Source organism: Ruficoccus amylovorans (genome assembly GCF_014230085.1).
GTDB classification, from domain to species: Bacteria; Verrucomicrobiota; Verrucomicrobiia; order Opitutales; family Cerasicoccaceae; genus Ruficoccus; species Ruficoccus amylovorans.
The window spans coordinates 1-23,633 of the sequence record NZ_JACHVB010000045.1 but is presented as its reverse complement, the minus strand read 5'-3'; the positions used below and the strand labels follow the sequence as shown (position 1 = coordinate 23,633).

The window sequence follows — 23,633 nt, the reverse complement described above, 5'->3', positions numbered from 1 at the left end:
TGGTCGGCCCCCACTTTTCGTACCAGAGCGATGAGACGCTGGCTGGGTAGGATTATGTTGGTTGGGTTATGGTTTGCGGGAGTGCTTGGTGCAGTGAGCCCGTAGGGCGAACGGAGCCAAGCACTGCCTTGGTTTGATGCCAGAGTTTGGCAAAGGCGTCGGGGGATATAAAGCCCAAACGGCTGTGCGGATGCTGGCTGTTGTATTTGCGTCGCCAGTTTTCGATGACGACGCGCGCTTCGGTCAGGGAGAGGAACCACTCCTGCTTGAGGCACTCGTCCTGCAGGCGGTTGTGGAAGCTCTCCACGTGAGGGTTTTGCCAGGGCGAGCCCGGCTCGATGTAGAGGGTTTTGATGCGTTTGGATTCCAGGTAGTCCTTGGTCGCCGTAGCGATAAACTCCGGCCCGTTGTCGGAACGGATGTGCTCGGGAGCACCGTGCTTGGCGATGGCTTTGTCCAAGGCCGCGACGATGTCGGCTGACTTCAGCCCGCGAGCCACCGTCAGGCTGATGCACTGGCGGGTAAACTCGTCGATCAGACTGAGCACCCGCAGAGGCGCTCCATTGTCGGTGCGATCCGCCACGAAGTCCCAACTCCACACGTGCCGCGGATGCGTCGCCGCGGTCGGGATCTTGCCGGTGGACTTGCCCTGACGCCGTTGCCGGGGGCGCGGCGGCTTCACGCCCAGCCCTTCAGCCCGGCGTACCTTTTGTACCAGCTTGCGGCTGACCTGCCAGCCTTCGTTGGCCAGCAGCGCTCGTACGCGACGATAACCGTAGCGCGGGTTGGTCCGGCTCACCGCGATGATCGCACGCACGAGGCGAACCATCTTGTCGGTGGCGGTTTTAGCCCGGTAGCAGAAGCTCGACCAGTGCAGACGAAGATACCGACAGGCGGCCCGTAACGAGCACGTTCCCGACTCGGCCACCTCGCGCACCGCTTCGCGCTTGTGCCCCGGGCTTACCATTTTTTTGCGTTTACCTGCTCCAGTACTTTGATGTTCAAAAGCTGGTCGGCCACCAGTTTCTTCAGCTCGGCGTTCTCGCGCTCAAGCTCCTTCAGACGCTTCACATCGCGCAGCTCCATCTGTCCGTACTTGCTCTTCCAACGATGGAAGCTCGCTTTGCTCACATTGTGCTCGCGGCAAACATCGTCCACGCTGCGGCCTTCGTCTGCCTCGCGCAGGAGCGCCACGATTTGCTCTTCGGTGTATCTCTTTCGTTTCATACTTCTGGTCGGGTTCTACCCGCCAGGGTCTCAAACGCAATGGTACGATTCTAGGAGGTCACGCCAATGTCGTCCAGAGGAACGAGCTTGTCGTGCTGGCACCACACATCGATGCCGCTGATCAGGGCGCGGGATTTACGCGGGTGGGAAGAACTGGCAACGGCAGGCGTATCGCTCATGCCGTTGCTGGTGATGTCAACCGTCGTGGGATGACGCCGCATCGCGCTCCTTGCGCACACGCCGGATGTGATCGGCGGTGCCGAAGACGAAGCGCTGGGCATTGCGAATGTAACCTTTCTCACGGGCGCATTCCCAGTCGGCCATCACGTGTTCAGCCTGAAGGACGGCCTGCTCCAGCGCGTGGACGTATTCGCGTTCCTGCTCAGTCATGGACCACCCCCAGTGCCTTGAGTTGCTCCGGCGTGAGCGGGGCGGGCTGGCCGTGGCGCTGCCAGGTATGTTCGTTGCGCCCGAAGCCCAACTGGACGCTGACGGAAGCCTTGGGCATCTCGATGCCGTGGCGCTTGAGGATGGCATCGGCCTCGGGGTATTTGACCCCGGCCTGCCCGAGCGCTTTCAGCACCGCGCAAGCCGAGAAGCCAAAAACCTTCGGGTGGACGGAGCCGCCACCACTTCTGCGCTCACGCTTCGGGGCGGGTGGCTGGCGCTGGTCCATGAGGAATACGGCGTGCGCCTGAGCGGCGGATGCGTCGGTAAAGGTCCCGCGCATCTTGCCGGACTCGCGCAACTGCTGGCGTCCGTTTTTGCAGGGGATGATACTGAAGTCCCCGCTGACGAGCACTTCGCGTTTGTTGAGGGTCTTGGTGGTCCAGTTCATGATTGTGATTGATGTTGATGGTTGATGTTCTCAGGCGATGTCGTCGTCTTCGAAAAGCTCCTTGTCGAAGCCCTGGCGGACGAGGCTCGCGAATTCCTGCGCGACCCATTTTGCGCCGGAGGCCTGCTGGATGCGGCTCTTGAGCGAGCCGTCGTAGGAGCTGGTGGAGTCGGCAAAGTGGCGTCCCCAGCGGCTGCGCAGAAAATTGCGGATGGCGATGTCGGTGGGCTGCCACGGGGCGCTACGGAAAATCTCAAACGCGGCGGCAAAGGCCTGCGCGGCTTCGGCTTCGTTCATGTGTTCGTTGTGCTGGATGATCCCGTAAAAGCCCCAGGAGTCCTCGCTCGGAGCTGTAGTGTAGTTGGCGTTCGTGGTGGTGGTGTTCTGTTTCATCTTGTCCTCCAATGGTTTGTGGTTTCTGAACGCATAGACGCTCTTATTCTTGACGCCATCAAGCCTATTAGTCCTTTATTTTAAACAACTTGCGTATTTTATTTGGCGGGCCGTTTCGGCGGTGCCGCCCCCGATTGGCGGGAGCGGCGTGGTGGTGGTTCAGCCGTCGATCCGGAAGGCGTACCGGGCGTAGCTATAGCCCTCGGCGTTAACGTAGAAGCAGCGCCCGCCGGTGATCACCACGAAACATTCGAGGGGCGGGTTGTCCCCGAGGAAGGCCTCCATCGGGGTGGCCGCGTCGGTCCCGATCATGGGCAGTTTTCGGATCAGCTCGCGCTGCCACTCGGGCATTTCGCTATGGCGGTGACGGGGGCACTCGTCCCAAGTGGTGGGCTTGCGGGCGCAAAGCGGCGTGAAGGTGCTACGGGAATCGTTCATGGCGGAGTTTCCTTTCCGGTTCAGAGGTTGATGCCGAGGTGATCGAGCGCTTCGAAGGCGCGGCGCAGGTGGCGGATGGCTTCCTGTTCCTGCTGGCCAAGGTGGCTGGCGCTGTCGGCCAGACTCAAAATCCCTTCGCCCGTTTTGTAGTAGGCGTCGCGTATTTCGGTCAGCGTTTCGGCGGACAGGGCGTGGAGTGCTTCGCGGGTCATGGGGGTGTTTGCGTTCTGCTTCATGTTGTTCTCCAATGGTTTGTGGTTTCTGAACGCATACACGCTCTCATACGCGAAGCCATCAAGGCTATTACTCGTTTATATTTAAGTATTTGCAGATTTATCTTCTCCCTCCACGGCGACCGCTTCGCGCCCGATAATCTTGAGCATGACGGCGGCGACCACGCTCATGGCTTCACAGTCGAAGAGGTGGTTCGGTCGGCTGCCGATCTGCTCCCAAATCCACTTGCTGTTCTTCTTAACGCGCTGCTCAGACTCCATGTGCTGGAGGTAGTCCTCGGGGATGTCGCCGGGCACTTGCCACAGCGGAGAGCCATCGGCGGTGTGCTCCCGGCGCAGGCGGGCGAGCACGTCCTTGATCTGGAGGTTGCTCCAATAATGCATGCGGCAGACGAGCCCTCGCGACACCGCGATCCTGCGCACCGGGGAGTAGAACCGCTGGACCGGTCCCTGCGGGGTCTTGTGGACGAAGGTGCTGTGGGCGTCGCCCATCAGGGCGGTCCAGCCGTGGCGGGCGCACTGGCGGTAAACCTCATAGCTGTTGTACCCTGCATCGACGAACACCAGCGAGTCATGCACACGGAAACGCTGTTGGATGGATTCCAACTCTTCCCACGTGACCACACGCTCGCACCAGAGCAGGCGCGAGGCCCCCTCAGCGGACCATGAACGCACCACGAGGAAGAAGTGGTCCATCTGCACATCCACGGTGAGGAAGCGCAGGGGCACCAGCGTAACGCCATCGGGGAAAGGGGCGGCGATCACTTTGCCGCGAGAACCAAGCGCGGCCTCGTCCGACCAGACTTCGCCCAGGTGATAGGCGCTGGTGGCAATCTCCACCTTGAAATCCTCCACGAACTCGCGCCACGCCAGCGCCAGACGCTTCTGATAGAACTGCTGAAGGAGAGAGGAGTCACCCTTGCGGGCGGCAAGCTTCGCCCGTAGGTACAACTCCGCGAGCTTGCCCCACGACATGGAGGCCAGGCTGTTCCAGTGAAAGCCGATGTTTTCCCGGGCAGCATTGGGGTTCTGGGCAACGAACTCCCCGGTGGCGTTGAGCTTGCGGCGGTGCTCGTCACTGTCCGCAATCTCATGCTGGCAATGCGGACAGCGCAGCACCGTGCTGGCCCGGACCTTTTCAAAGTCATACTGCTCCTGCGCATCTTTGCAGTCCTTCGACCACTCGACGTTTTCCCACAAGAAGGGCTGGCGGGTGCCGCACGAGGGGCAGACGAAGGTCCACTCGCGCATGTCGGTGGTTTCAAATTTGCGGTGGGTGTCGTCGTCTTCCTCGCCGCCCTGACTGAGGAAGATGCACTTGCCCAGCCAGCCGAACGCGGTGACGCGGGCCTCGGCTTCGGCCATGTGCCCCTGCGGCCAACGCCACGTCTCGTCGCCAATCAACCAGCGAATGGACCGGCGCTGGAGGTTGGTCTTGTTGTGAGCCCCGAGTACCCACAGGGTCATGCCATTGGCGAAGTGGATTGTGGTATTGCGACGCTTGTGGCGGTCGGCAGGAAAGAGCGCCTTCACCGGCTCGCATTCATCGAACAGCTTCTGAAGGCGTGACTCGGACTGGTCCTTGGCGTCCTCGTCGGTCTGGTCCAGCCAGAGTGTGGGGCCGGACAGGTTGGCGATGATGTAGCAAAGGGTCAGTTCCGGTCCCGTCGTCTTAGAGGATTGGATTGATGCGATGATAGAGACCACCCGCACCTGCGGATCGACGATGGCCTCCATCACTTCCCGAAGCCAAGGAGAGTTGTCGGAGCGGAACCGCCCCGGCATAGGCGAATACGGAATGGCCGGGATATGATCCTCGCACCACAGCCAAGGGGGACGACGGTCCGGAGAACGCCAGGCATTGCACCAGATGGAACGCAGTTTGTTCACGGCGTGCAGGTTCCTCCGTTATGGAGCGTGGTGCAGACCTCATCGATGGCGGCGGCGCACTCGCGCTGGATGGCGATGGCGTCCAGCACGGACAGGATCGGCGGCAGTTCCGATTCGAACTTCGCCCGCATAAGCGCGATGGCCTTGCCCACCTGCGTCGTCCAGGTCAGACGGACTTCATCGAGAGAAACATATTCGCCCTTCAAGATGGCGGTGCGGATTTCCCGTTGCTCCACCTCGGCTAAAAGCTTGCGGGCCTTCAGGGCCTCCTGACGATCGGTGGTGGTTTTGCCCGGATTGAGGTTCTGATCCCGGATGAACTGACGCCACTCAATGACCGAGTGTGAACTGTTGGCAGCCGGGGCAGGGGCACCCTCCAGCTTGCGCCACGCATGAACCGTCTGGCGACTAACCCCGAGGACCGTTGCCAGCTCGGTCAAATCCTTTGCCACCGTGATCGAGTCGTCCGCCACGGATTCGGCTTTGGCCTGAATCAAATCGCGTTCGGTTTTGGAGAGCGGTTTGCCCTCCGTGACCTTCTTGACGATGTTGGCGTAGTCCTTGGCGAGGATGCGTTCGGCCACCTCGGGGGTGATGCCAGACGTTGTTTTGGCGGGGATCTCCATACCAAATAGAGACTGTCAACGGCCCTCATCTGAACATTTCCCCCGGCCAAAGCTGCTTTACACTCCACCCGCGCAAAGGGTGTAAAGCTTTACAGGGTTTACTTTACACATTTGATACCTTTCTCGATGCCCGAGAACGCGCCTGTCACCCTGCATTCCTCATCAATAAAAGGCGGGAGGCTTTTGGGGCCTCCCGCCTTTTGCGTGAAAGTGTAAAGCGCGAAAAAAGGGGTCTCTCTCTACTTGAGGGCGCTGGTGGCGGACCCCATCGCGCATTAGTCGATATGGGACCCCGCTGCCCCACCCCCCTCGGCCTGATCGATGCCCTGGCGCAACTCTTGGACAATATTGAGCACAGGCCGCAACTCGTCGATGAGGTTCAGCATGGTGTCGGTGTCATCGGGGGTGACCACGCCGTTGCGCTTGAACTTGCCCCAGAGCACGACGATGCGGGTGACGTAGTAGGTCATGTTCTCGCGCTTGCGGTCAACCTCGGACACCATCATGTCTTCGGGTTTGGCCACGCGTCCGAGGAGGATCGACTTGGCCAAGCGGCGGGCGGACATCGGCTTGTCGTCTTGTTTCTTACGTTCCTCATTCGCAATCCTGAGCCACTTGCGCTTTTCCTCATCGGTTTTCAATGGTGCGACCTTGCGGTGATGATCGAATGACAAATTTTCGACGCGCATCGAAAATTTCACTTTTCGTGCAACACCGGCGTAGGTGGAGAGCGTATTGTAGTCCAGCCCGGTGATCTTCATGGCCGGGGTGTAGATGTTTTTCTTCTGGCCGTTTTCATCCTCCTCTGCGCCATAGAAGCGAGGCCCTTTGCCTTCGCCATAGTTGATCCAGTCGCCAATGAGGAAGCCAAGGCAACGTCCGGCGTCACCGAGTTTCTTACCAAGATCGGTCCACTCCTGAAAGCTGACCTCCCCCGTAAACTCGATGCCCATCGGGCTGATGCGATAAGCGGGGGACTCAGTGGGAATTTCGGTCATGGGATTGTTTTGCATGTCGGGCATAGGTTTGTCGTGCTGTCAACCGACGCATGGCCCGCGAGGGAGGCAGGCCGAGGGCGTCGGAGATCCCCACGCAGCGTTTGCTGACGGCTGCGCGGCTGATTCCGTATTTGCGGGCGATGTCAGTCATGGACTGACCGCCATAGCTCAGGCCGGTCACCAGCGACAAGCAGTCGATGGCAAGCTCGATGTTGTTGTGAGCGATGAGTTCAGCGATCACCATCCGGGCCACATCGATCAGGCTGTAACCGGAGTTGGTGGCGGTTTCCTGTGGGGTCTCCACCGGGGCAGCGCAGTGATCAAGGAGGGCGTCCTGATCGTGCTTGCCGGTGTGGTAAACGGGCAGGTCCGGTCCGGTGATCCCGGCCTTGGCGAGCCGTTTGCGTTCCTTCGCGGAAAGCTTGGCCCAGGCATCGGCGTACTCACGGTCGCGCTCGCGCTGGCGATCCTCGTAATCACCACGGCTCATCGCCCACTTGCCTTTCCGTTTTTTCCCCGCTGTCAGAATTGACCGCCGCTGTCACCAAGGGGTCAGGGGATTGCCTGCTGTCACAAACACCCCCCATCCCTATATCGGAGATATAGGGATGGGGTTTTGACAGCGGCGATGAGGAAAAAGAGTCCGGTTTTGACGGCGAGTTTTGACAGCAGCCTGATTTCGCCTGTTGGTGATAACGGTATCCGCGCCACGTTTTAGTGACCGGGTCGAATACGACGGCACCCGATTGGCGGATTTGACAAAAGAGGTTCGTCATGAACTGCGGATGACTTGAGATGTATTCGACAACCTCCGAGTCCTCCCAGCGAAACTCACGGTAATCGCGCAGGGGATAGTGCTCGAGGGGCGGCATGTCCCCGAAATACTTGCGAAGAGTTTCCGGTTTCATTGCTGTCCTCCTTGGCCCAGTTGGTGTTCACGCCAGCGGCGGCGCAGCGTGGAGGCCGAGATGGCGTATTTGGCGGACAGGTCAGCTTCCTGTTCTCGGGTCAGCTGCTCCATGTGCTCGAACTCGGTGATGGGAGTCTCCAGGGACTTGGGACGCCCCCCGCGTGGAGATTTGCCACCGATGGTGTACTTGCCGGTGGACTCCTCCTGTTTCGGCTCCGGGCACTGCTGCCAGCAGATCCCGGTCTGGCCATGGCGAACGAAGATGGCCTCGGAGGCATTGCCCTGGGTGTCCATCATCCCGGCGCGGCGACGGCGCTTGCACAGCTCGAAGCGGAATGTCGGGGGCTGGCCATCCGGTGTCTTTGCCCGCATGAGCACGGCCACCTCACGCGCCCAGTTGGTGAGTGCGGAGGAGCCGAGACCGCTGTAAGCGTAGTCCGATCCCGTCCAATGGCTGCGGGCCTTCGAGTCGGAGGGCGGCTTGCCGGTGTGGTGCATGAAGCACCAGATGATGCCGGTGCGCTCGGAGATCGGATTGAGCTGCCGTCCGCAGAACTCGGAAATCACTTTCTGCTGGCTGGCGTCGTCCCCGATGTAGTTGAGTAAGGGGTCGCCCCAAACGAGGTCCGGTTTGTGGCGCTGGATGAGCACGTCAACCGTCTTGGCGAAATCCGCCCCGCTATGAATCGTGTCGCGGTAGAAGATGATATTCTCCTCCAACAGGGGGCGGTGGCTGTCGTTCAAGCCCATGCCGATACGAACGCCCTGGTACATCTCGGCCAGATCGCCAATGTCGTTCTCGGCTTGGATGATCAGGCTTTTGAGGGGGCGCACGGGCCGAATGTTGAACACGGGCAGGCCCAACGCCCACATGACCGCGAGCTGCATGGAGAAGGACGATTTTCCGATGCCGGACTGGCCCACAATGACGAGACTGCCGCCCCGGCACAGCCAGCGGTTGCCCAGCACGTTGTTGGGGTCATTGGTGGTATCGTAGTCCCCGAGTTGGGACACGCGTAGGGGCTCGGCCAGTCCCAGCCCGTCGCCCTCGCGCTCCCATGCCTCGAAGGACGGCGGGCCGAGATTGACGGCAAGGAGTTTCTGGACGGCATCCCCACGACGGCCACCCGGACAACGCGAGAAGCGCGAGGGGTTGCGGTTCTGACTGTCGATAACGAAGCCTTCGGGGAGCGACTGCCACAGGCGTTCGCGCCGGGCGTGGTATTCATCGCGTGAGTTGGCCTCGACGCGCACCCAGGCATGGATGCTGTGCCCGCCCGAGTCTATGAGGGCGGCAATGGGCAGCCCGCTGTCGCGCAGGATGCGTTCCTGTTCGGCCTTGGGGATGCGGTCACTCTCGATCAGGGTGTGCCGGAAGGCCGTCACATCTTTGTCTGAGCCGTTGGATTTCGGAGTGACCGGGTTGATGCGGATGTAAAGACCATGCCGCGTGGAGAACAGCCGTTCGATACCACCCTTGGCGCTGACCTTCTCCAGCCACTGATCACGGGTGAAAACGTTGATACCACCATGCTCGGGGATGGGCCGGGTCTCCCCATCGGGCAAGGTACCCGGCGCGAGCGAGAGGATATCATCCGCTTCGAAGCACGCCTTGAGGAAGGTCTCGAAGGGGTCTGTCCCGCTGTCAAAACCGTTTTGACGGCGGACGAACTCGTGATGATCGCCCGCCTGGACCGCGACTTTGCCGAGGGTGGAACGCAGCGCAAAGTTGGCGGCGGCGACTTCCTCCTGACAACTGTCATGAAAGCAGTGGACGGTGGGCGCGTGGCCGTTGTCGGCATCCAGATAGACCCGGCAATCGCGTTCGCGGGAGGGCGTGGTGTGCCGGTGGGCACCCGGGCACGCGCAGTACCCGGAGTGCTCATCGATCCAGTCCACCGGCCCGAGCACGGACTCGGCCACTTGCCGGAAGTCGGTGGGAATGGCCGGAGCGGAGGTGTAGCGCAGCGCCATTACACGGCCCTCCCTTCACCGAAACAGTCCGAGAGCCATTCGCTGGCTTCGTCGAATGTCGCGGTCTCCGGACTGGGATGCCCGGTCTTGCGCAGCCAGGCCAGTTGCTTGGGCGTGGCCAGCTTCATGTCCCGGCGCGTGAAGAGCAGGTCGAGGATCTTCGAGGCGTGCCCGCGATACACGATGCTGTCGGTGTCGAACCCGGCGCGGGCGAGCGCTTCCAGTTGGCGGTCGCTGGGCGGCTTGCACTCCCACGACAACTCCGGCTCATAGTCCGCCGCATCCACTGCGTGCAGGCTGAGACAGAACTCGATGGCATCGACCGTGCGGGCCTTCCGCTTCGCGGTCAGGCGCAATTTTTCCGCGAGTTTTGACTCCCGGTCCTGCACCACGCTCTCTTCGGCCTCCAGAAGATCGACCTCGCCACCCCCGGACAGCCGCTCACTCAGGTCGGCGGCATTGGACTGCGAACGGGCAATGAGCCGGGCCGGTTTGATCAGCGAGTGATCGTCCGTCAAAAACAACGGATCGAGTAACAGGAGGTTTTCCTTTCCCTCTGCGATGCGCGTGCCGCGCCCGACCATCTGCTGGAACAGCGACAGGCTTTTCGTGGGGCGAAGGATGAAGACGCAATCGGTGGGCGGGTGGTCCCAGCCGGTGGAGAGCAGCGAAGCATTGGAAACGAGATCGAATTCGCCCCGCTCGTAGGCCCGCAGTCCCTCGCGGTCGTTACCATCGACGTGGACGGCGCGGATGCCTTCCTCATGGCAGGCCTGCACGAAGGCCTGGCTGGTGGCGATGAGCGGGAGGAAGGCGACGGTGCGACGCCCATGGGCGTGCTCGGCAATCAGCCGCGCGGCCTGCCGCAGGTGGGGCACAATGGCTTCGCCCAGATCCCCCTCATTGTAATCGCCCGCCGTGGTGCGCACCTGCGACAAGTCCACTGGCAAAGGCACGCTTTTGATGAGGATGCGCGAGAGCCAGCCTTCCTTGATCAGACGAGCCAGTCCGATCTCGACGGAAATCTTCTCATAAAAGCTGCCGAGTTGGCGGCGGTCGGAACGGAACGGGGTGGCCGTCACCCCGAGCACCTTGGCCGACTCAAAGTGCAACAGCACCTGCGCGGCCATCGCGCCCAGCGTGTTGCGGTGGGCCTCATCAACGATCACGAGACCGAAGTAATCCCGTGGCCACTTGTCGAGGCGACGGCAGATACTCTGCGTAGTGGCGACAACGACACGGTCCCCAAGAAGGGCTTTCGAGTCGGCCATTTCCACCCCGGCGAATTCCCCGGCGTAGCGAAAGAACTTGTCGGCGTTCTGGTGGACCAGCTCCTGCGCGTCGGCCAAGAACAGGCAGTTGCCGTTCCACCCGCGCATCAGTTCGGAGGCGAGGATGGTCTTGCCAGAGCCGGTGGCCGCGACGCCAAGGAGATGATCGTGCTCGCGGAAGTCCCGGCGCACGGCGGCGAGAAACTCCTGCTGGTAGGGGCGAAGGTCAAAACGGGACATCGTCATCCTCCGGTTGAGCCTGCGCGGGCGGGTTGCTGCGGGCGGTGGTGGCATTCGGCGCACGGTCCGTGATCCATAGCTCCACCCGGTTGTTTTTCTTGCCCTGGTATTCCTCGATGCGGAGCCGGGCATAGCCCTGACGGCCCTCGAGGGCGGCGGCGGTGAGGTTGACTTCCTCGCCCTCGACTACCCGGTCACCAATGGCCTTGCGGAAGGTGTCGATCTTCCAGAAGCTCGATTCGGTGGCGACGAGGTAGTCATAGAGATGGACGCCATGGCCCTCCACCTCGAGCTTGAGTTTGATCATTTCATCCCCGGCTTTGGAGAAGGTCTCGGAAGCCTCGACCACGGTGACCAGGTAGTCGCCGTTGGGAACGAAGCGCGGGAAATTGTCGGCGTTTTGAGAGGTGTATTTCATATGCCTAACGGATTTGGATGTGGTTTTTTAGCTGAAGCTCGGCCCCCGGCACCTCCTGGTCCTGCTTCAAGGCGGCTTTGATGGCGGCGATGTCGGGCTCAACTTTCACGCGCTGGAACTCGGACGGGAGCAGCCCCGGATCGCTCCAGCAGTTGACGGCCTCGGACTTGCGCCAGCCGATGGTGGCCCGGGCATCCTTCAGGCGGGTGCCCGGTTCGAGAAACTGCTCCAGGTACCCGGTGAGGCGTTCGGCGGTCTTTTCCGCCGCCTGCTGACGGCGCTGCAGGCGCAACTTTTCCTGCTTGAGCGCTTCGGCCTCGGCCCGGAAGTTTTTCACCAGGCAGGCGATGTTGAGCGCCTTGACATCGCGTTCATCCTCGATGCGGGCCAGCGCCTGCTCGATCCAGTCGAGCGCATCGTCCGGGGTGACGGGGCTACCGTCATGGTTTTCGGATACATCCCCGCTCAGGATGTCCTCGACCTGCTCCCAGAGCTGCTCAAGGGCGAGATACGTTTCGTACAGCTTCATGCCGCCCCCCCTTCCGACGCCTTCTTGCTGAGAAAGCCGATGGCGCGGGCAGCCTGCTCCTGCGTCAGGTCCGTCCAGTTTTCCGCCCCCTTGAGCGCCTCGGCGTCGAGCCACTGGAAGAGCTTTTGCCTCTGCTCTTGCCCATACCCCAGCCGCTGCCAGAGGGCCTCAATGTTTTTGATCTGCTGATCGGTGGCGGGCTTGCCGGAGTCGGCAGGGTGCGACGCCGGGACGGGTTTGGCGGCAGGAGCCGGTTGGGTAGAGGGGGCTTCAGGAGCAGCCTGCCCGCCAGTGGCCGTCAGCCACCCGGCAATCTGCTGGCCGGTTTCCTCCGTGACCTGAAAGACCTTGTCGGTGAACAGGCCGGTGCGGTCTTTCGAGGTCGCCGCCTGATGGGACAGGTCGATGTCGAAGACGGTGGTGAACTCGTACTCGATGCCGTCACGCATGACGGGGGCCAGGCCGACTTTGCGCGGGACGACGCGGCCCCGTTCGTTGGTCTCGATGATGTATTCGGTTTTGGAGCGCAGGCAGGCGATGACGTGGATGGGCGAATGCAGCACCGCGTTGAGCACGCCCTTGAAGTGCTTTCCGGCCTCATTCCAGTTGGTGAAGGAATTGCCGCCACGCCGGTCGAGCTTGTCCTTGTAGTCGAGGATGGCCTCCCAAAAATGGCTGGCCGAGTCGATGATGAGGGCCTCGTAGCCTGCGTTCACCGCCCCCTGAATACCTTCGATAAAGGAGGCGTCCTCGAAGGGCGGCTCCAGATTGAGCACGTCGAAGTCGAACTGCTCGCTGTAGAGGGAGGCCGAGCCGTTTTCGGTGTCGATGAGGGCGATCTTGCCGCCGGGGCCGACCAGTCCCCGCGCCAGACGCAGGGCCGAATAGGTCTTGCCGCTGCCAGCCGGGCCGGTGATGGCGAGTTTGATCTTCGCCTGGGTGCGTTTCGCTTTCTTGAACATAAGGTAAATTTTTAAAGTGATAGGATGTTTGCGCGGGGTGCCGCGCTTAGGGCCGCAAAGCCCCGCTGCCTGAAAGCTCCTCGGTGAGCCGGACCTTGAAGGATCGCTCCCCGATCAGGCGCGTGAGCAGTCCGGTAAAGACGCGGGCGATGTCGCGCCCGACCGGGGTGGAGGCGTTGATCAGGCAGGTGCGCCGCGCTTTATGCAGACGGAAGACGCCGTCCATGCGCAGGGCGCTGCGCCCGTGCAGGCTTTCGACGGCCAGGGCCGCGAGGAACAGGAGTTCGCCCACGATTTCGATGGGCAGGCCTCCCTTGATCCGGTAATGATAATACGGATGAGACATAGGTATTTACCGGGCGGACGTTCATTCGTCACCGTGACCCGGTAAGGGGTGACTGCGCCGTGGCCGCGAAAACCGTCTCAGGTTTTTTCAGAGAAAAATGCACAGGCGGCTTGCCTGAGCTTTTGCAGCCGCCGGAAAGCCGTTGCCCGGGATATCCCCACCACATGGGAATAATGCTCAATCGGGTTATCTCTCAGAAACAACGCGAGGCTCCGCAGGTCACTGGGCAACTCGGCAAGGAAAGCCGCCACATCCTGCCGGTTGGCGACCGTCTCCCGCAAATCCGTGAAGCGGTTGCCGAAAGCGCTCAGGTAATCCTCCTCGCACACGAGTTCTTGCCGGGTTTGCTCGGCCTCGGACTGATCGAGGTAATCATCGAGCGAGTATGCTTCCAGCGCATAGCTTCGCTTCTCACTTTCACGGCGGCGGATTTCAGCGATGAGCAGGCGGTCGATGATCCGCCCGATATAGGTGGTGAACCGGGGATGATCCCGGTTCGCGTATTCAGGGGTCTGGATCACACGAACGATCCACTCCTGATGGAGATCGTCCAAGTCCTCCGGGCGGATACCGTAGCGACCGATCAGCCGCTGGCTTTTGCTACGAACACTGGAAACGAGGCGGGCATCGACGCCCGGGTACTGATTCTGTGACAAGGGTTCCTTTCCCTGGCCGGGAAGGAAGCCCTCGCGGGATCGCCCTTAAGCGGACCTGACAGGCACAAAAAAACGGAGGCCTTTGCGGATCGTCATAAAGACGACACCCACAAAGGCCTCCGCTTCGCGGTCAGCTTGTTTGTCTGGTGGTTAAAAGAAGGTAATGTAAGAACGATGAAAATCGATCAGGCGACCTCTTCCACGCTCATTTCGGCTGGAAGACCATCGCGTATCTCGATGTGGGCGATGGAGCCATCCCGCTGCTCCATCAAAAAACCGAAGAAACACATGTATTCGTCCTTCAGTTTGAAGTCCTCGGCGGGACAAGCGGATTTCGGGGAACTCCTCGAACGCAACCGAATCGTCCGGCGCACCTTGGGCATGGGACGCAGGACCGGGTCTCCGCGCTGAAAGACCAAGCCCTCCATCGATCCCCAGCCGATGGACTGGAACTTCCGTAAAAGCTCCTGCTGCTTCGGGGTCAGTGACTGGAAATTTCCAGCTGGATCTGGCGGGATTTCCGCAGCGTGAAAAGAATGTAGATTTGGCATAAGATTGTAGTGATTAATGACATGAGAATGTGCCAGGCAAAACGGTTGATCATAAAATTTTACAAATTATTATTATAAATCATTAAATTCGCTGTCGCCTTTCTTCGGTTTCACAAGAGCCAGGGCGTCATCAAGTTCACCCAATGACCCCACCTCCAGGCAACGTTCACGGAGTGCATTCCAGGTAAACTCCTCAATTTTTTTCGAGAGGTATAGATTCGCCAATACTGCATACGGATTCAGAATCAGAATATATCCAAATTCCGTGTTCCCCTTTCCTTGCGTCAGGATGAACTTCATACGGGCCAATTCCCTGATATGCTCTTTCCACGTTCTTTTCGCTCGTTGCCCCGAATACCCGGCAGTAAACGCAAGGTCGTCCTCGCTTCTGACGATAACATATTGCTCGTCGAAAGCTCGGCACCATAAGTCGAAGTACACGGAGCTGGGATCACCCTTGATCTTCAATTCCTTAAAAACGGGCGAAAGGCATCCAATGATGCGAGGGATCGTAGTAAAACCCACAGAGGCTTTTCTATGCCATAGGTAGGCATCCATGTTGGGCCACAATTTGCTCCGTTGATTCAGTCTCTCTTGAGAGACCTTCTGGCTCTTGGTCATGTTTCTTGGTTTCGGGACGTTCATATGCCTATAATTTAAATCATAAGCCTTTAGCTTACAATGGGTAATAAATATCCACCACATAAGTGGTGAGCGAATCAGAGATAACAAACACACAGCGAATGCAGCGAATATAATCCATCTCAATGATTGAGTTGGCGAAAAATCGCAAACCTAAATTTATTAGTACCCTGAGGACCAGCTAGTTAGCAATCAGCCCCTCTGTACTCATTCATGCTCCTCTGCTCGTACGTGCTCTTAGTGCTCGTTAGTGCTCCTACGTACTCCGCTCAATTTTTTCATTCTTCCCACACTCCGAGAATGTGTTTGAGACGGTTTTACCCGCACCTGCGCAGTCATGGTAGATGGAAGCATCACCAGACCCTGAAACCCTCTCGGCTCAGGAGCGCTTGGAGGCGGTCGCCCGGCTGCTGGCCGGGGCGTTTCTGCGGTTACAGCCGGGACCGCTGGCCCGGCGGCGTCGCGCGACTGAAGCCTGCGAAAATAACTCTGAATCCGCGCCTATAAGCCTTGATAAAGGGGGCGGAGAGAGCGTCCATGCGACCGTCAACCCAGACTGAACCCAAGCATGGACACCCTACAATTAACCACAGAAATCCGCGCCCTGCGCCAGATGAGCGTCGGGGAGCTTCGCGCCCGGTACGCCGAGGTCTTCGGGGAGAAAAACCGCTCCCGCAACAAGGACTACCTCGTGCGCCGCATCGCCTGGCGCATCCAGGCCGACACCTCCGGCGGCATCAGCGAACGCGCCCGGTTACGGGCGCAGGAACTGGCCAACGAGGCCGACCTGCGCGTCTGCCACACCGAGCGGAAAACACTCGCGCAGCGACCCGCGCAACAAACCGTGACCGAGGCGCTCCGCGCTCCCTACAGCCCGGCGCGTGATCCGCGCCTGCCGCCCCCCGGCACCGTGCTCACGCGGGAGTTCAAGGGACAGACGATCAGCGTATTGGTCGAGCATGACAGCTTTCGCTGGAACGGTCAGCAGTTCAAATCCCTTTCCGCCATCGCCCGCGAAGTCACCGGCAAATCCTGGAACGGTTTTATCTTCTTTAAATGCGCCCAACAATCATGAATACAACGCCTTCACAGAAAATCGTCCGCTGCGCCATCTACACCCGCAAGTCCGTCACCGAGGGGCTGGAGCAGGAGTTCAACACACTCGATGCCCAGCGCGAAGCCGCCGAGGCCTTCATCGCCAGCCAGCGCCACGAGGGCTGGGTGGCACTCCCCGAGCACTACGACGACGGCGGCTTCACCGGCGGCAACACCGACCGCCCCGCATTGAAAGCTCTCATGGCCGATGTCGAGGCCGGGCAGGTCGATTGCATCGTGGTCTACAAGGTGGACCGCCTCTCGCGCAGCCTGCTGGATTTTGCTATGATCATGGGGGCGCTCGACAAGCACGACTGCTCCTTTGTCTCGGTAACCCAGCAGTTCAATACGTCGCATTCGATGGGGCGATTGACCCTGAATATTCTCCTCTCCTTCGCCCAGTTCGAGCGCGAGATCATTGCCGAGCGCACCCGCGACAAGATCCACTCGGCCCGCCGCAAAGGCAAGTGGACCGGAGGCCCGCCCATCTTGGGCTACGATGTCGCTCCCAACGGCGGACGCCTGCTGGTCAACCCGGAGGAAGCCGAACAGGTGCGCCGGATTTTTGAGCACTACGTGGAGAGTGAGTCCCTCACCGCCACCCTGCGTTGGGCCAACGCCGAGGGCTTGACCACGAAAAGCTATACCACGCGCAAGGGCATCCGCAAAGAGGGACGGCCCTTCAGCAAGTCCAGCCTGCACAGCCTCCTGACCAACGTCCAGTACTTAGGAAAGGTCACCTTGAAGACAGAGGTCTTCGACGGCGAGCACGAGGCCATCATTAGCCACGGCCTCTGGAAGAAAGCGCAGGCCCGCATGGAGGGACGCAGCGTGCTCGAGCGCCGCCCCGAGCGCAACAAGACCCACGCCCTCCTGCGCGGGCTTCTCTACGCCGAGCCCGATGGCGTCCCAATGTACCACAGCTTTACCACCAAGAACAACCGCCACTACCGCTACTATGTTCACCGCGACGTAATCAAGCGGGCCGACACCCCCGGCACCACCCGCACCGTACCTGCCGGGGACATCGAAGCCTTCGTCCTCGAAAAGATCAAGGTGATCGGCCAAAGCGAACAACTCGCCGCCGAGACCATCCGGCAGGCCCGCCTGCGCCGGGCCGATCAGTTGAGCGAATGGGAGGCCGACGCCCGCCAATTGCGCAGCGCCGCCGCCCGCACCGAACAGGAAATCCACCGTCTGGCGGGAGCCAACGACGAAGAGGCCGTGGTCAAGCTTGCGTCCCTTCAAGACCGCCTCGCCCGCGAGCAGGGACGGCTGGCCGAAGTCAATCGGTGTATTGAAAACATCAATACAGAAACCCTTGACGAACGGGCGCTGGTCCGGGCATTGAGCGACTTTGACGGCATCTGGGACGCCCTGCGCGGAGAGGAACGGGTCAAACTCATGCACCTGTTGATCCAGCGCGTCGGCTACAACGCCCAATCCGGCGAGGTCCAGATCGACTTTCATCCCAGCGGTCTGAACGATTTTATTCTGCGGCAGGCATCATGAACACCGACACCGTTTCCCACACCTTTACCTTCCGCCCGGCCCGTGGCCGCAACGGCAGGCCCCAGCCGCCTCCGATGCCCATTGACCTGCCCGAGGGCAACGTCCCCCGCATCGCCCGTCTCATGGCGCTGGCGCATCATTTCGAGGGGCTGCGCCAGCAGGGCACGGTCACAGACTACGCCGACCTGGCCCGCCTCGGCGGCGTCACCCGCGCCCGTATCACCCAGATCATGAGCCTCCTCAACCTCGCCCCGGATATCCAAGAAGATATCCTTTTCCTCCCCCGCACCACTCAGGGACGCGACCCCATATCCACCCGTAGCGTCCTGCCCATCGCCCAGACCATCGACTGGAAAAAGCAGCGAAGAGAATGGAAACGGCTCCAAGGATGATGCGTCAAGTCGCCAATTCGAGAAAGGCAGTCGGGGTAATCGCTTTGACCGGGGAGTTCCGGTAGTCGGGCAAATTGCGGGTGATAATGTAATCCGCCTTCCACGCAAGCGCTGCAGACGCTTGCATGGCATCCTCCAAGTCCGACATGGGCAGCGCCAGCGCCCGCCGGGCCTCGTCCGAGGCAACCGGAGCCACCTCCACCAGATTGAGGAGCATTTCCAGAAAGTTGCGCCCGCCGGACTTCAGCAGGTAAGAGCAATTGGCTATCGAATGCCAGGCAATCGCCGCCTCGCCGCCATCATCCACCCACTGGAGCACCGCCGCGCTGGCCTCCACAAAAGCCTCCCGCGCCAAGGCCACATCCAGCAGCACATCGGTATCTACCAGAATCCTCATCCGCGCAGGTATTTCTGGGAAAGGCGGTCGAATCGCGGATCGTTTTCCGGGCCGCGTTCGCGCAAGACGGCAGAGCCGATCATGGCGTCCACCCGGGGACGCTTCGGGGGCTCGGCCTCATGGCGCAGGAGGGATTCGATCAATCCCGACACCGTCGTTCCCCGCCGCGCCGCCAGCTTCTTGGCCTTGCGGTTCACCGTCGGGTCCAGTGTCACGGATATGCGAGCCTTCATGCGTATATACGGTACGCATTTCATACATACGGTCAACAGAATCCTGCACGATTTTCGGCTTTCTTCACTGACAATATTTCCCCGTTTAGTTCGACCCCGCTATGGGGACCACTCCGAAAAGCACGAACTTCCTTCGTCCATCCAAACATCCACAAGGCATTGAAATTCAACACCTTGCTTGTTTCGACACCGCTATGGACGCCTATCCTGGACGGCTGTTAACCGAATTTGCCTGTTAAACGCAGAATCTGAGAATTTCGCGCCCTCAGAATGGACTTACACCCTGGACAGGGGGGTGTCCAGCATGTGAAACATCCTGACCGTTCAAAACTCAGAAAATCCCCCAACTGCATCAGAATCGCGTAAGTCTTTGCCGACGCGCACTTACAAAAAATCCCCGGCCAGGGTCGGCTCGGGGCGCTTCGTTAACCCGTTCGGGGTTCAAAAGTTAGCCATTAACTTAGTGGCTGCCCGGGCTGGGATCGAACCAGCGATAATCGTTCACTAAGCATCCAGCAGACAGGGGGTTACGAAAGCACTCCCCTCCCCTGCACTCCAAATTGCACTCCGCACGGGGAATTTCCGCCTGAATTAGCGCGAATCATCGCTGCATGGCCTGAGCTGCCACGAGGCCACCAAAAGCGAATCCTCAACGTCCTGCGCTCCCACCAGAAAGGGGGCCGGTCGTGAGTCAGGCTTGCTTGATCAAGGGCAAGTGTCCCTTAGCGTGTCAGCTTGTTGAGTTGGGACTCGGAAGCTTCGAGCACGGCCATGATCTGCTCACGGCTGACGCCCGGGAAATCTTCCATAAAGTCCTGGAGGCTCTCACCGCTGCGCAAAGAATCAAACAGATTGCGCACCGGCACACGCGTACCAGTGAAGCAAAGCGCACCGCTCATGATGTTCGGGTCACGTTTCACAATACATGCGTCCATCCCGGCAACGTAGCACGCGGGGATGATTCCGCAAGCCTGCTCACATCCGCTGCTTTATCTCAATCGTTGTTTGGAAAACCCCATCCTCCCATGGGGGATTCCAAAGGGGGCCACCCCTTTGCGTTGATAGGCGCACAGCACACTACCCCTAAACTTTGTGCGCCGTCCCTGCGGGAAGGGGGTGAGTGCCCGTGAGGCCAGAGCACAAAAAAGCCCCCGCCATGCGGCAACACGGCGAAGGGCAAACATCGGAAGCGGAAAACCTCTCGAATGGTGCTGATTACATTGAGCAGGGGAACCGCTGTCAAGTTCCCGCGAGGGCCGACGGGGCAGCGCGGAGCACGCCGGAGGGCGTGCCCGCACTGCCCGGCGGCCCCGAGGGCGGCGCAGCCGCCCTTCCTTGTCTAAAGAAAAACAACTCAATAACAGAGGCTGCCAATGCTCTGAGGCAACACCCGCCGAGGATGATTCATAAGGTGGACGGGCCAAGAATCTGGCTCAATCTACCGGACGGCACGCAACAACGCTTCGGCCCTCCGACTCAGGGCGAACTCAAGAAGAACTTCGCGCTGGAAAAGAATATCGAGTACATGGCCCATCACTTCGGGATCGAGCGGTTGGGCTTCCTGACGCTGACCTTTGCCGATAACGTGACGAACTTCCGTGAAGCGCAACGCCGGTTTAATTCGTTCCGCTCAAACATCCTTGGCAAGAACTTCGAGGCCTCGGTTGTTGTGGTCGAACCCCAGAAACGCGGGGCGGTTCATTATCATCTGGTGGTTGTCTGCCGGTCGGATATCCGCACAGGCTTTGACTTCACGGCCTTCCGGGAGTGTCAGAACGAATACCGCACCAACGGCAAGACCGCCCGTTTCTATGCCCTGCTCAAGCAGTAGGCCTCCACCGCTTCCCCTGAACTGCGTCACCTGTGGGCACACCTTCGTGAGATCGCCAGTCACTACGGTTTTGGCCGGTGCGAACTCCTGCCCATCCGCTCCAACGCCGAAGGCATTGCCAAGTACGTCGGCAAATACCTGGAGAAGGGCAGCCACTTCCGGGGCGAGCAATTCAAGGGTGCTCGCATAGTCCGCTATTCGCGTGGCTGGCGTGCCGTCTCGCAAACCTTCGCATGGTTCGATACTGGCAGGGAGTGGCGCAAGCTCGTTGCCCAGCTCGCTCACATCCTCGGGTGCGAGTCAATGGATGCCCTCTGCCTACGCCTCGGCAAGAAATGGGCTTATCACGCCTTGAATCTGCTCAAGTCGTTCCCTGACGCCACACCGCTGGAGCTGGCCCTTTTTTTGAGCGGCCACACCCGACAGAGGAGAGAAAACCTTAAACCTCCCCCCCTTACAGCCAGCTTACAATGTTCAGCTATTGCCTTGATAAAATCGGACAATCGTCCTACGGTTGCGACATGGTCTCTTTCATATCAACCCGTGAACTCTCCAAGCAGCCCGGCAGGGTCATGCGCAAGGCCAACGCCGAAGGCCCCCAGGTCATCACTCAGAACGGGGTGCCTGCGGCTTACCTTGTTCCGGCCAGCGGCAACGGGATCGAGTCGGATCTGGACGCGCTGCGTCGCCTGCTCATGAGTCGGGCACTGGATGCCGCACAGGCAGAAGCCGCCCGCAGTGGAGCCAGTGAGCTGACGATGGACGAGATTGACGCCGAAATCGCCGCCGCCCGCAGCGAACGCAAAGCCCGCAAGCAGAAATCCAAGCAGGCATGAACGTTCCCGTATGGGTCATTGACACCAACGTTTTAGTGTCTGCCGTCCTCACTCCCGGCGGCAACTGCGACAAGATACTCCGCGCCGCCATCGAGGGAAAGATACGCCTCGCTTGGTCCTCGCAAATGCTCGCTGAGTACCGGATGGTTTTATCGCGTCCGAAATTCAAACTGCTGCCTGCTTTCGTGGCCGCCATTCTTACCTCGTTCGGCCCTGCAACGCAGGTTACCCCCTCCGAAGCCCCCGAACTTCCCGACCCCGACGACGAAGTGTTTCTAGGAACGGCCCTGTGCACCCCCGATCAAATTCTAGTGACGGGAAACACCGCCCATTTCCCGCCTGAAGTATGCACACCGGTCCAGATATTAACCCCCGCGAAGGCTGTTCAATTGCTGGGTACAAGGTGAGTCTGCAATTCACGCACTTTTTTTCAAATTGACTCCCACTCCCATAGATAGAATTCCATAGATATGAAATATGATGGAGTATTTATTGATGCCTTGAAAAGTACATGGCTTAATGCTCGCTCCGAAAAGGATAGCATAGACCATCAAGCGGCCTTTTGGTCTACTTTGCGATGCGAACTTGGCAAAGGGGAATTTTGGCATGCCCGATTAATGGCAATGCGCACTGATTATGATAGTCGCCTTGCAATCGCACTAGAAAACTTACCCCTTCCTGCCGCATTTATACAGGCATGTGTCTCACTTAGGCAGATAATCAAAAAAAAGAGACGGAATAAAGTTAATTACGACCAAGACCTAAAGGCACTATATCATTTAGCAGTAATCGAATCGTTTACCATAGATTACAGTGAGAGAGCAGAGATGCCTGGGTTTCGTATAATGGAAATAGTCCCCGGCGCCCTTCTCTCTGAGTTGCCATATAGTTACAATGAAATCGGATACAAGAATCTCAACCTGCTATTGAAAACCGATATAAAATGGATAGTAGAATCATGGGGTGAGCCATTGTCACACACATCTTACCATCAAGTATATATTGAGTTGTGGAGGCTGTATGAGGATTTCATGAATGATATGAAAAAGAGGAGATGGGACTATCTTTTTTCACAGTGTAATTCATAAATTTCCAAGAGGTTGTCTGGTCAATAAAACAATTAAAATGGAATACAAAGAAAAATTTATTTCGCGGATTCCAACTTCTAAGGAATCATTTTTGTGCTGGGTTGAGGTGGTCAAGCGGCGAAGTGTAGTTTGAGGTTGTTGGGAGAAAGGAAGTGTAGGGTTTTGCGTGGGCGTTGGTTGAGTTGGGCTTCGATGTGGGCGAGCCTAGGCTCGCCCACATCGAGGAAGTTTGTGCCCTTGGGGAAGTATTGTCGGACGAGTCCGTTGAAGTTCTCGACGCCGCCTTTTTCCCATGAGTGGTAGGGCTTGCAAAAGAATCCGGCTGCGCCGAGGGCCTCACTGACGCGCCGGTGTCCGGCGAACTCCAGCCCGTTGTCATAGGTGATGGTGTGCACGCGGTAGCCTTGCAGGACGCCGATAATGGCCTCAGCGGTCTCGTTGGCATCTTTGCTTTGCAGCAGCGCCAGCCGCCCATAGCGGCTCTTGCGCTCGTAAAGACTCAGCAGGTAGCCTCCACCCCGGCAACCGGCGATGAGGTCCGCCTCCCAGTCGCCGTAACGCTCGCGCCGCTGCACGATCGCAGGCCGCAGCTCAATGTCCACGCGGGCCGGGAGCTTGTGGCGGCTGGCTTTGTTCTTGTGCCGGTAGCGGCGTTTGCCGTTGATGCGCAGGTGCCGGTAAAGCGTGCCCCCGCGATCACGGTCAGCCTGGATAAACGTGTAGATGCTCGTACGCGAAGGCGCCGGACGCCCCTGCCGCCGCAGAGCTCCGCTGATCTGCTCGGGGCTGTGCTTGCACTCAATCCGCTCCCGCACGAGGGCCTCCAACTCTCCCTCGATCACGCGGTGACGACGACGCTTGCACTGCTGACGCCCAAGCGCCTTGGCATGCGCTTGTCCAGGACGATACCCGCGCAGCCCCCGATTACGACTCAGCTCCTTGCTGATGCTCGATTGAGAAAACCCCAGAAAATGGGCGATCTCGCGCTGACTCTTTCCGGCTTTACGCATGCGATAAATAATGGGACGATCCTCCACGCGGAGGCGACGGTAGCTTCTTGTTGACATGTTGGTTCTCGCAAACCGCCATGCTTAAGCACCCTCTCGC

34 protein-coding genes are annotated in these 23,633 nt (G+C 59.5%); 8 read left to right on the top strand and 26 right to left on the bottom strand.

Features of this window, described 5'->3' with window-relative positions:
• Nucleotides 1-52 precede the first annotated feature (52 nt).
• The 22 genes from H5P28_RS15475 to H5P28_RS15375 all read right to left on the bottom strand — a co-directional run bounded on the left by H5P28_RS15475 (nt 53) and on the right by H5P28_RS15375 (nt 15,058).
• A complete protein-coding gene (locus H5P28_RS15475; RefSeq protein ID WP_185673678.1) occupies nt 53-967 on the bottom strand; it encodes an IS3 family transposase in 915 nt (304 codons plus the stop codon).
• Nucleotides 961-1,227, bottom strand: a complete 267-nt coding sequence (locus H5P28_RS15470; RefSeq protein WP_185673679.1) for a transposase — start codon at nt 1,225-1,227, stop codon at nt 961-963. Before H5P28_RS15470 ends, H5P28_RS15475 begins: the two co-directional genes overlap by 7 nt.
• Before the next feature lie 50 nt (nt 1,228-1,277).
• Nucleotides 1,278-1,406: a hypothetical protein gene (locus H5P28_RS19925; RefSeq protein WP_281398251.1), complete on the bottom strand. Its 129-nt coding sequence runs from the start codon at nt 1,404-1,406 to the stop codon at nt 1,278-1,280.
• Between the two features lie 16 nt (nt 1,407-1,422).
• Nucleotides 1,423-1,617, bottom strand: a complete 195-nt coding sequence (locus tag H5P28_RS15465; protein WP_185676618.1) for a hypothetical protein — start codon at nt 1,615-1,617, stop codon at nt 1,423-1,425.
• Nucleotides 1,610-2,065: a hypothetical protein gene (locus H5P28_RS15460; protein ID WP_185676617.1), complete on the bottom strand. Its 456-nt coding sequence runs from the start codon at nt 2,063-2,065 to the stop codon at nt 1,610-1,612. Before H5P28_RS15460 ends, H5P28_RS15465 begins: the two co-directional genes overlap by 8 nt.
• 30 nt (nt 2,066-2,095) lie before the next feature.
• On the bottom strand, nt 2,096-2,458 hold the full coding sequence (locus H5P28_RS15455) for a hypothetical protein (protein WP_185676616.1): 363 nt from the start codon (nt 2,456-2,458) through the stop codon (nt 2,096-2,098).
• Between the two features lie 159 nt (nt 2,459-2,617).
• A complete protein-coding gene (locus H5P28_RS15450; RefSeq protein ID WP_185676615.1) occupies nt 2,618-2,896 on the bottom strand; it encodes a hypothetical protein in 279 nt (92 codons plus the stop codon).
• Nucleotides 2,897-2,916: 20 nt separating this feature from the next.
• The gene (locus tag H5P28_RS15445) at nt 2,917-3,132 is read right to left on the bottom strand and encodes a hypothetical protein (RefSeq protein ID WP_185676614.1); all 216 of its coding nucleotides are present in this window, start codon (nt 3,130-3,132) and stop codon (nt 2,917-2,919) included.
• A gap of 81 nt (nt 3,133-3,213) precedes the next feature.
• Nucleotides 3,214-5,019 (bottom strand): terminase gpA endonuclease subunit, encoded by a 1,806-nt coding sequence (locus H5P28_RS15440; protein ID WP_185676613.1) that lies wholly within the window; start codon nt 5,017-5,019, stop codon nt 3,214-3,216.
• A complete protein-coding gene (locus tag H5P28_RS15435) occupies nt 5,016-5,645 on the bottom strand; it encodes a hypothetical protein (RefSeq protein ID WP_185676612.1) in 630 nt (209 codons plus the stop codon). Before H5P28_RS15435 ends, H5P28_RS15440 begins: the two co-directional genes overlap by 4 nt.
• A gap of 275 nt (nt 5,646-5,920) precedes the next feature.
• On the bottom strand, nt 5,921-6,667 hold the full coding sequence (locus H5P28_RS15430; RefSeq protein WP_185676611.1) for a hypothetical protein: 747 nt from the start codon (nt 6,665-6,667) through the stop codon (nt 5,921-5,923).
• Complete coding sequence (locus H5P28_RS15425) at nt 6,624-7,133, bottom strand: hypothetical protein (RefSeq protein WP_185676610.1); 510 nt, start codon at nt 7,131-7,133, stop codon at nt 6,624-6,626. Before H5P28_RS15425 ends, H5P28_RS15430 begins: the two co-directional genes overlap by 44 nt.
• Entirely contained in the window at nt 7,120-7,551 is a 432-nt protein-coding gene (locus H5P28_RS15420) for a hypothetical protein (RefSeq protein ID WP_185676609.1), read from the bottom strand. Before H5P28_RS15420 ends, H5P28_RS15425 begins: the two co-directional genes overlap by 14 nt.
• Entirely contained in the window at nt 7,548-9,527 is a 1,980-nt protein-coding gene (locus H5P28_RS15415; RefSeq protein WP_185676608.1) for an AAA family ATPase, read from the bottom strand. The genes H5P28_RS15420 and H5P28_RS15415 overlap by 4 nt, the downstream gene beginning before the upstream one ends.
• Nucleotides 9,527-11,038, bottom strand: a complete 1,512-nt coding sequence (locus H5P28_RS15410) for a DEAD/DEAH box helicase (protein ID WP_185676607.1) — start codon at nt 11,036-11,038, stop codon at nt 9,527-9,529. The genes H5P28_RS15415 and H5P28_RS15410 overlap by 1 nt, the downstream gene beginning before the upstream one ends.
• On the bottom strand, nt 11,025-11,456 hold the full coding sequence (locus tag H5P28_RS15405) for a DUF669 domain-containing protein (RefSeq protein ID WP_185676606.1): 432 nt from the start codon (nt 11,454-11,456) through the stop codon (nt 11,025-11,027). The genes H5P28_RS15410 and H5P28_RS15405 overlap by 14 nt, the downstream gene beginning before the upstream one ends.
• A 4-nt stretch (nt 11,457-11,460) precedes the next feature.
• The gene (locus H5P28_RS15400) at nt 11,461-11,985 is read right to left on the bottom strand and encodes a siphovirus Gp157 family protein (protein WP_185676605.1); all 525 of its coding nucleotides are present in this window, start codon (nt 11,983-11,985) and stop codon (nt 11,461-11,463) included.
• Nucleotides 11,982-12,947, bottom strand: a complete 966-nt coding sequence (locus tag H5P28_RS15395; RefSeq protein WP_185676604.1) for an ATP-binding protein — start codon at nt 12,945-12,947, stop codon at nt 11,982-11,984. The genes H5P28_RS15400 and H5P28_RS15395 overlap by 4 nt, the downstream gene beginning before the upstream one ends.
• A 46-nt stretch (nt 12,948-12,993) precedes the next feature.
• A complete protein-coding gene (locus H5P28_RS15390; protein ID WP_185676603.1) occupies nt 12,994-13,293 on the bottom strand; it encodes a hypothetical protein in 300 nt (99 codons plus the stop codon).
• Nucleotides 13,294-13,370: 77 nt separating this feature from the next.
• Entirely contained in the window at nt 13,371-13,949 is a 579-nt protein-coding gene (locus H5P28_RS15385; RefSeq protein ID WP_185676602.1) for a sigma-70 family RNA polymerase sigma factor, read from the bottom strand.
• A gap of 185 nt (nt 13,950-14,134) precedes the next feature.
• Nucleotides 14,135-14,500 (bottom strand): hypothetical protein, encoded by a 366-nt coding sequence (locus tag H5P28_RS15380; RefSeq protein ID WP_185676601.1) that lies wholly within the window; start codon nt 14,498-14,500, stop codon nt 14,135-14,137.
• A 72-nt stretch (nt 14,501-14,572) separates the two neighbouring features.
• Nucleotides 14,573-15,058 carry a hypothetical protein gene (locus H5P28_RS15375; protein ID WP_185676600.1) on the bottom strand — a complete coding sequence of 162 codons (486 nt, stop codon included), beginning with the start codon at nt 15,056-15,058 and terminating at the stop codon, nt 14,573-14,575.
• 428 nt (nt 15,059-15,486) lie between these two features.
• On the opposite strand from H5P28_RS15375, the gene H5P28_RS15370 reads away from it, so the two are divergent.
• Genes H5P28_RS15370 through H5P28_RS15355 form a run of 4 tightly spaced genes read left to right on the top strand, consistent with a single transcriptional unit; the run spans nt 15,487 to nt 18,141 of the window.
• On the top strand, nt 15,487-15,702 hold the full coding sequence (locus tag H5P28_RS15370) for a hypothetical protein (RefSeq protein ID WP_185676599.1): 216 nt from the start codon (nt 15,487-15,489) through the stop codon (nt 15,700-15,702).
• Nucleotides 15,703-15,710: 8 nt separating this feature from the next.
• Nucleotides 15,711-16,217 carry a DUF2924 domain-containing protein gene (locus H5P28_RS15365; RefSeq protein ID WP_185676598.1) on the top strand — a complete coding sequence of 169 codons (507 nt, stop codon included), beginning with the start codon at nt 15,711-15,713 and terminating at the stop codon, nt 16,215-16,217.
• Nucleotides 16,214-17,749, top strand: a complete 1,536-nt coding sequence (locus H5P28_RS15360) for a recombinase family protein (RefSeq protein ID WP_221773443.1) — start codon at nt 16,214-16,216, stop codon at nt 17,747-17,749. The genes H5P28_RS15365 and H5P28_RS15360 overlap by 4 nt, the downstream gene beginning before the upstream one ends.
• Nucleotides 17,746-18,141, top strand: coding sequence for a hypothetical protein (locus tag H5P28_RS15355; protein WP_185676596.1), 396 nt, complete (start codon nt 17,746-17,748; stop codon nt 18,139-18,141). Before H5P28_RS15360 ends, H5P28_RS15355 begins: the two co-directional genes overlap by 4 nt.
• 4 nt (nt 18,142-18,145) lie before the next feature.
• Here the strand turns inward: H5P28_RS15355 and H5P28_RS15350 are convergent, their stop codons facing one another.
• The 3 genes from H5P28_RS15350 to H5P28_RS15340 all read right to left on the bottom strand — a co-directional run bounded on the left by H5P28_RS15350 (nt 18,146) and on the right by H5P28_RS15340 (nt 19,706).
• Entirely contained in the window at nt 18,146-18,538 is a 393-nt protein-coding gene (locus H5P28_RS15350) for a type II toxin-antitoxin system VapC family toxin (protein ID WP_185676595.1), read from the bottom strand.
• A complete protein-coding gene (locus H5P28_RS15345; protein WP_185676594.1) occupies nt 18,535-18,771 on the bottom strand; it encodes a DUF6364 family protein in 237 nt (78 codons plus the stop codon). Before H5P28_RS15345 ends, H5P28_RS15350 begins: the two co-directional genes overlap by 4 nt.
• A gap of 722 nt (nt 18,772-19,493) precedes the next feature.
• A complete protein-coding gene (locus tag H5P28_RS15340; RefSeq protein WP_185676593.1) occupies nt 19,494-19,706 on the bottom strand; it encodes a DUF433 domain-containing protein in 213 nt (70 codons plus the stop codon).
• Nucleotides 19,707-20,170: 464 nt separating this feature from the next.
• Here H5P28_RS15340 and H5P28_RS15335 point away from each other — a divergent pair, with 464 nt between their 5' ends.
• The 4 genes from H5P28_RS15335 (at nt 20,171) to H5P28_RS15320 (ending at nt 22,526) form a co-directional block, all read left to right on the top strand.
• On the top strand, nt 20,171-20,602 hold the full coding sequence (locus tag H5P28_RS15335) for a rolling circle replication-associated protein (RefSeq protein WP_185676592.1): 432 nt from the start codon (nt 20,171-20,173) through the stop codon (nt 20,600-20,602).
• Between the two features lie 470 nt (nt 20,603-21,072).
• Nucleotides 21,073-21,438 carry a type II toxin-antitoxin system prevent-host-death family antitoxin gene (locus H5P28_RS15330; protein WP_185676591.1) on the top strand — a complete coding sequence of 122 codons (366 nt, stop codon included), beginning with the start codon at nt 21,073-21,075 and terminating at the stop codon, nt 21,436-21,438.
• Nucleotides 21,435-21,845 carry a putative toxin-antitoxin system toxin component, PIN family gene (locus H5P28_RS15325; RefSeq protein ID WP_185676590.1) on the top strand — a complete coding sequence of 137 codons (411 nt, stop codon included), beginning with the start codon at nt 21,435-21,437 and terminating at the stop codon, nt 21,843-21,845. The genes H5P28_RS15330 and H5P28_RS15325 overlap by 4 nt, the downstream gene beginning before the upstream one ends.
• Nucleotides 21,846-21,908: 63 nt before the next feature.
• Nucleotides 21,909-22,526, top strand: a complete 618-nt coding sequence (locus H5P28_RS15320) for a hypothetical protein (protein WP_185676589.1) — start codon at nt 21,909-21,911, stop codon at nt 22,524-22,526.
• A gap of 110 nt (nt 22,527-22,636) precedes the next feature.
• On the opposite strand, the gene H5P28_RS15315 is transcribed toward H5P28_RS15320, so the two are convergent.
• On the bottom strand, nt 22,637-23,593 hold the full coding sequence (locus tag H5P28_RS15315) for an IS30 family transposase (protein ID WP_281398168.1): 957 nt from the start codon (nt 23,591-23,593) through the stop codon (nt 22,637-22,639).
• Nucleotides 23,594-23,633: the final 40 nt, after the last annotated feature.

Coding starts and splice junctions, on each gene's coding strand:
- H5P28_RS15445 (WP_185676614.1), bottom strand. CDS start 3,132: ATGAAGCAGAACGCAAACACCCCCATGACCCGCGAAGCACTCCACGCC.
- H5P28_RS15325 (WP_185676590.1), top strand. CDS start 21,435: ATGAACGTTCCCGTATGGGTCATTGACACCAACGTTTTAGTGTCTGCC.
- H5P28_RS19925 (WP_281398251.1), bottom strand. CDS start 1,406: ATGAGCGATACGCCTGCCGTTGCCAGTTCTTCCCACCCGCGTAAATCC.
- H5P28_RS15470 (WP_185673679.1), bottom strand. CDS start 1,227: ATGAAACGAAAGAGATACACCGAAGAGCAAATCGTGGCGCTCCTGCGC.
- H5P28_RS15475 (WP_185673678.1), bottom strand. CDS start 967: ATGGTAAGCCCGGGGCACAAGCGCGAAGCGGTGCGCGAGGTGGCCGAG.
- H5P28_RS15350 (WP_185676595.1), bottom strand. CDS start 18,538: ATGAGGATTCTGGTAGATACCGATGTGCTGCTGGATGTGGCCTTGGCG.
- H5P28_RS15425 (WP_185676610.1), bottom strand. CDS start 7,133: ATGAGCCGTGGTGATTACGAGGATCGCCAGCGCGAGCGCGACCGTGAG.
- H5P28_RS15450 (WP_185676615.1), bottom strand. CDS start 2,896: ATGAACGATTCCCGTAGCACCTTCACGCCGCTTTGCGCCCGCAAGCCC.
- H5P28_RS15345 (WP_185676594.1), bottom strand. CDS start 18,771: ATGAAGGCTCGCATATCCGTGACACTGGACCCGACGGTGAACCGCAAG.
- H5P28_RS15455 (WP_185676616.1), bottom strand. CDS start 2,458: ATGAAACAGAACACCACCACCACGAACGCCAACTACACTACAGCTCCG.
- H5P28_RS15315 (WP_281398168.1), bottom strand. CDS start 23,593: ATGTCAACAAGAAGCTACCGTCGCCTCCGCGTGGAGGATCGTCCCATT.
- H5P28_RS15395 (WP_185676604.1), bottom strand. CDS start 12,947: ATGTTCAAGAAAGCGAAACGCACCCAGGCGAAGATCAAACTCGCCATC.
- H5P28_RS15360 (WP_221773443.1), top strand. CDS start 16,214: ATGAATACAACGCCTTCACAGAAAATCGTCCGCTGCGCCATCTACACC.
- H5P28_RS15460 (WP_185676617.1), bottom strand. CDS start 2,065: ATGAACTGGACCACCAAGACCCTCAACAAACGCGAAGTGCTCGTCAGC.
- H5P28_RS15340 (WP_185676593.1), bottom strand. CDS start 19,706: ATGGACGCATGTATTGTGAAACGTGACCCGAACATCATGAGCGGTGCG.
- H5P28_RS15420 (WP_185676609.1), bottom strand. CDS start 7,551: ATGAAACCGGAAACTCTTCGCAAGTATTTCGGGGACATGCCGCCCCTC.
- H5P28_RS15410 (WP_185676607.1), bottom strand. CDS start 11,038: ATGTCCCGTTTTGACCTTCGCCCCTACCAGCAGGAGTTTCTCGCCGCC.
- H5P28_RS15465 (WP_185676618.1), bottom strand. CDS start 1,617: ATGACTGAGCAGGAACGCGAATACGTCCACGCGCTGGAGCAGGCCGTC.
- H5P28_RS15435 (WP_185676612.1), bottom strand. CDS start 5,645: ATGGAGATCCCCGCCAAAACAACGTCTGGCATCACCCCCGAGGTGGCC.
- H5P28_RS15400 (WP_185676605.1), bottom strand. CDS start 11,985: ATGAAGCTGTACGAAACGTATCTCGCCCTTGAGCAGCTCTGGGAGCAG.
- H5P28_RS15405 (WP_185676606.1), bottom strand. CDS start 11,456: ATGAAATACACCTCTCAAAACGCCGACAATTTCCCGCGCTTCGTTCCC.
- H5P28_RS15370 (WP_185676599.1), top strand. CDS start 15,487: ATGGAAGCATCACCAGACCCTGAAACCCTCTCGGCTCAGGAGCGCTTG.
- H5P28_RS15390 (WP_185676603.1), bottom strand. CDS start 13,293: ATGTCTCATCCGTATTATCATTACCGGATCAAGGGAGGCCTGCCCATC.
- H5P28_RS15335 (WP_185676592.1), top strand. CDS start 20,171: ATGATTCATAAGGTGGACGGGCCAAGAATCTGGCTCAATCTACCGGAC.
- H5P28_RS15365 (WP_185676598.1), top strand. CDS start 15,711: ATGGACACCCTACAATTAACCACAGAAATCCGCGCCCTGCGCCAGATG.
- H5P28_RS15415 (WP_185676608.1), bottom strand. CDS start 9,527: ATGGCGCTGCGCTACACCTCCGCTCCGGCCATTCCCACCGACTTCCGG.
- H5P28_RS15430 (WP_185676611.1), bottom strand. CDS start 6,667: ATGCCCGACATGCAAAACAATCCCATGACCGAAATTCCCACTGAGTCC.
- H5P28_RS15355 (WP_185676596.1), top strand. CDS start 17,746: ATGAACACCGACACCGTTTCCCACACCTTTACCTTCCGCCCGGCCCGT.
- H5P28_RS15330 (WP_185676591.1), top strand. CDS start 21,073: ATGTTCAGCTATTGCCTTGATAAAATCGGACAATCGTCCTACGGTTGC.
- H5P28_RS15320 (WP_185676589.1), top strand. CDS start 21,909: ATGAAATATGATGGAGTATTTATTGATGCCTTGAAAAGTACATGGCTT.
- H5P28_RS15380 (WP_185676601.1), bottom strand. CDS start 14,500: ATGCCAAATCTACATTCTTTTCACGCTGCGGAAATCCCGCCAGATCCA.
- H5P28_RS15375 (WP_185676600.1), bottom strand. CDS start 15,058: ATGGATGCCTACCTATGGCATAGAAAAGCCTCTGTGGGTTTTACTACG.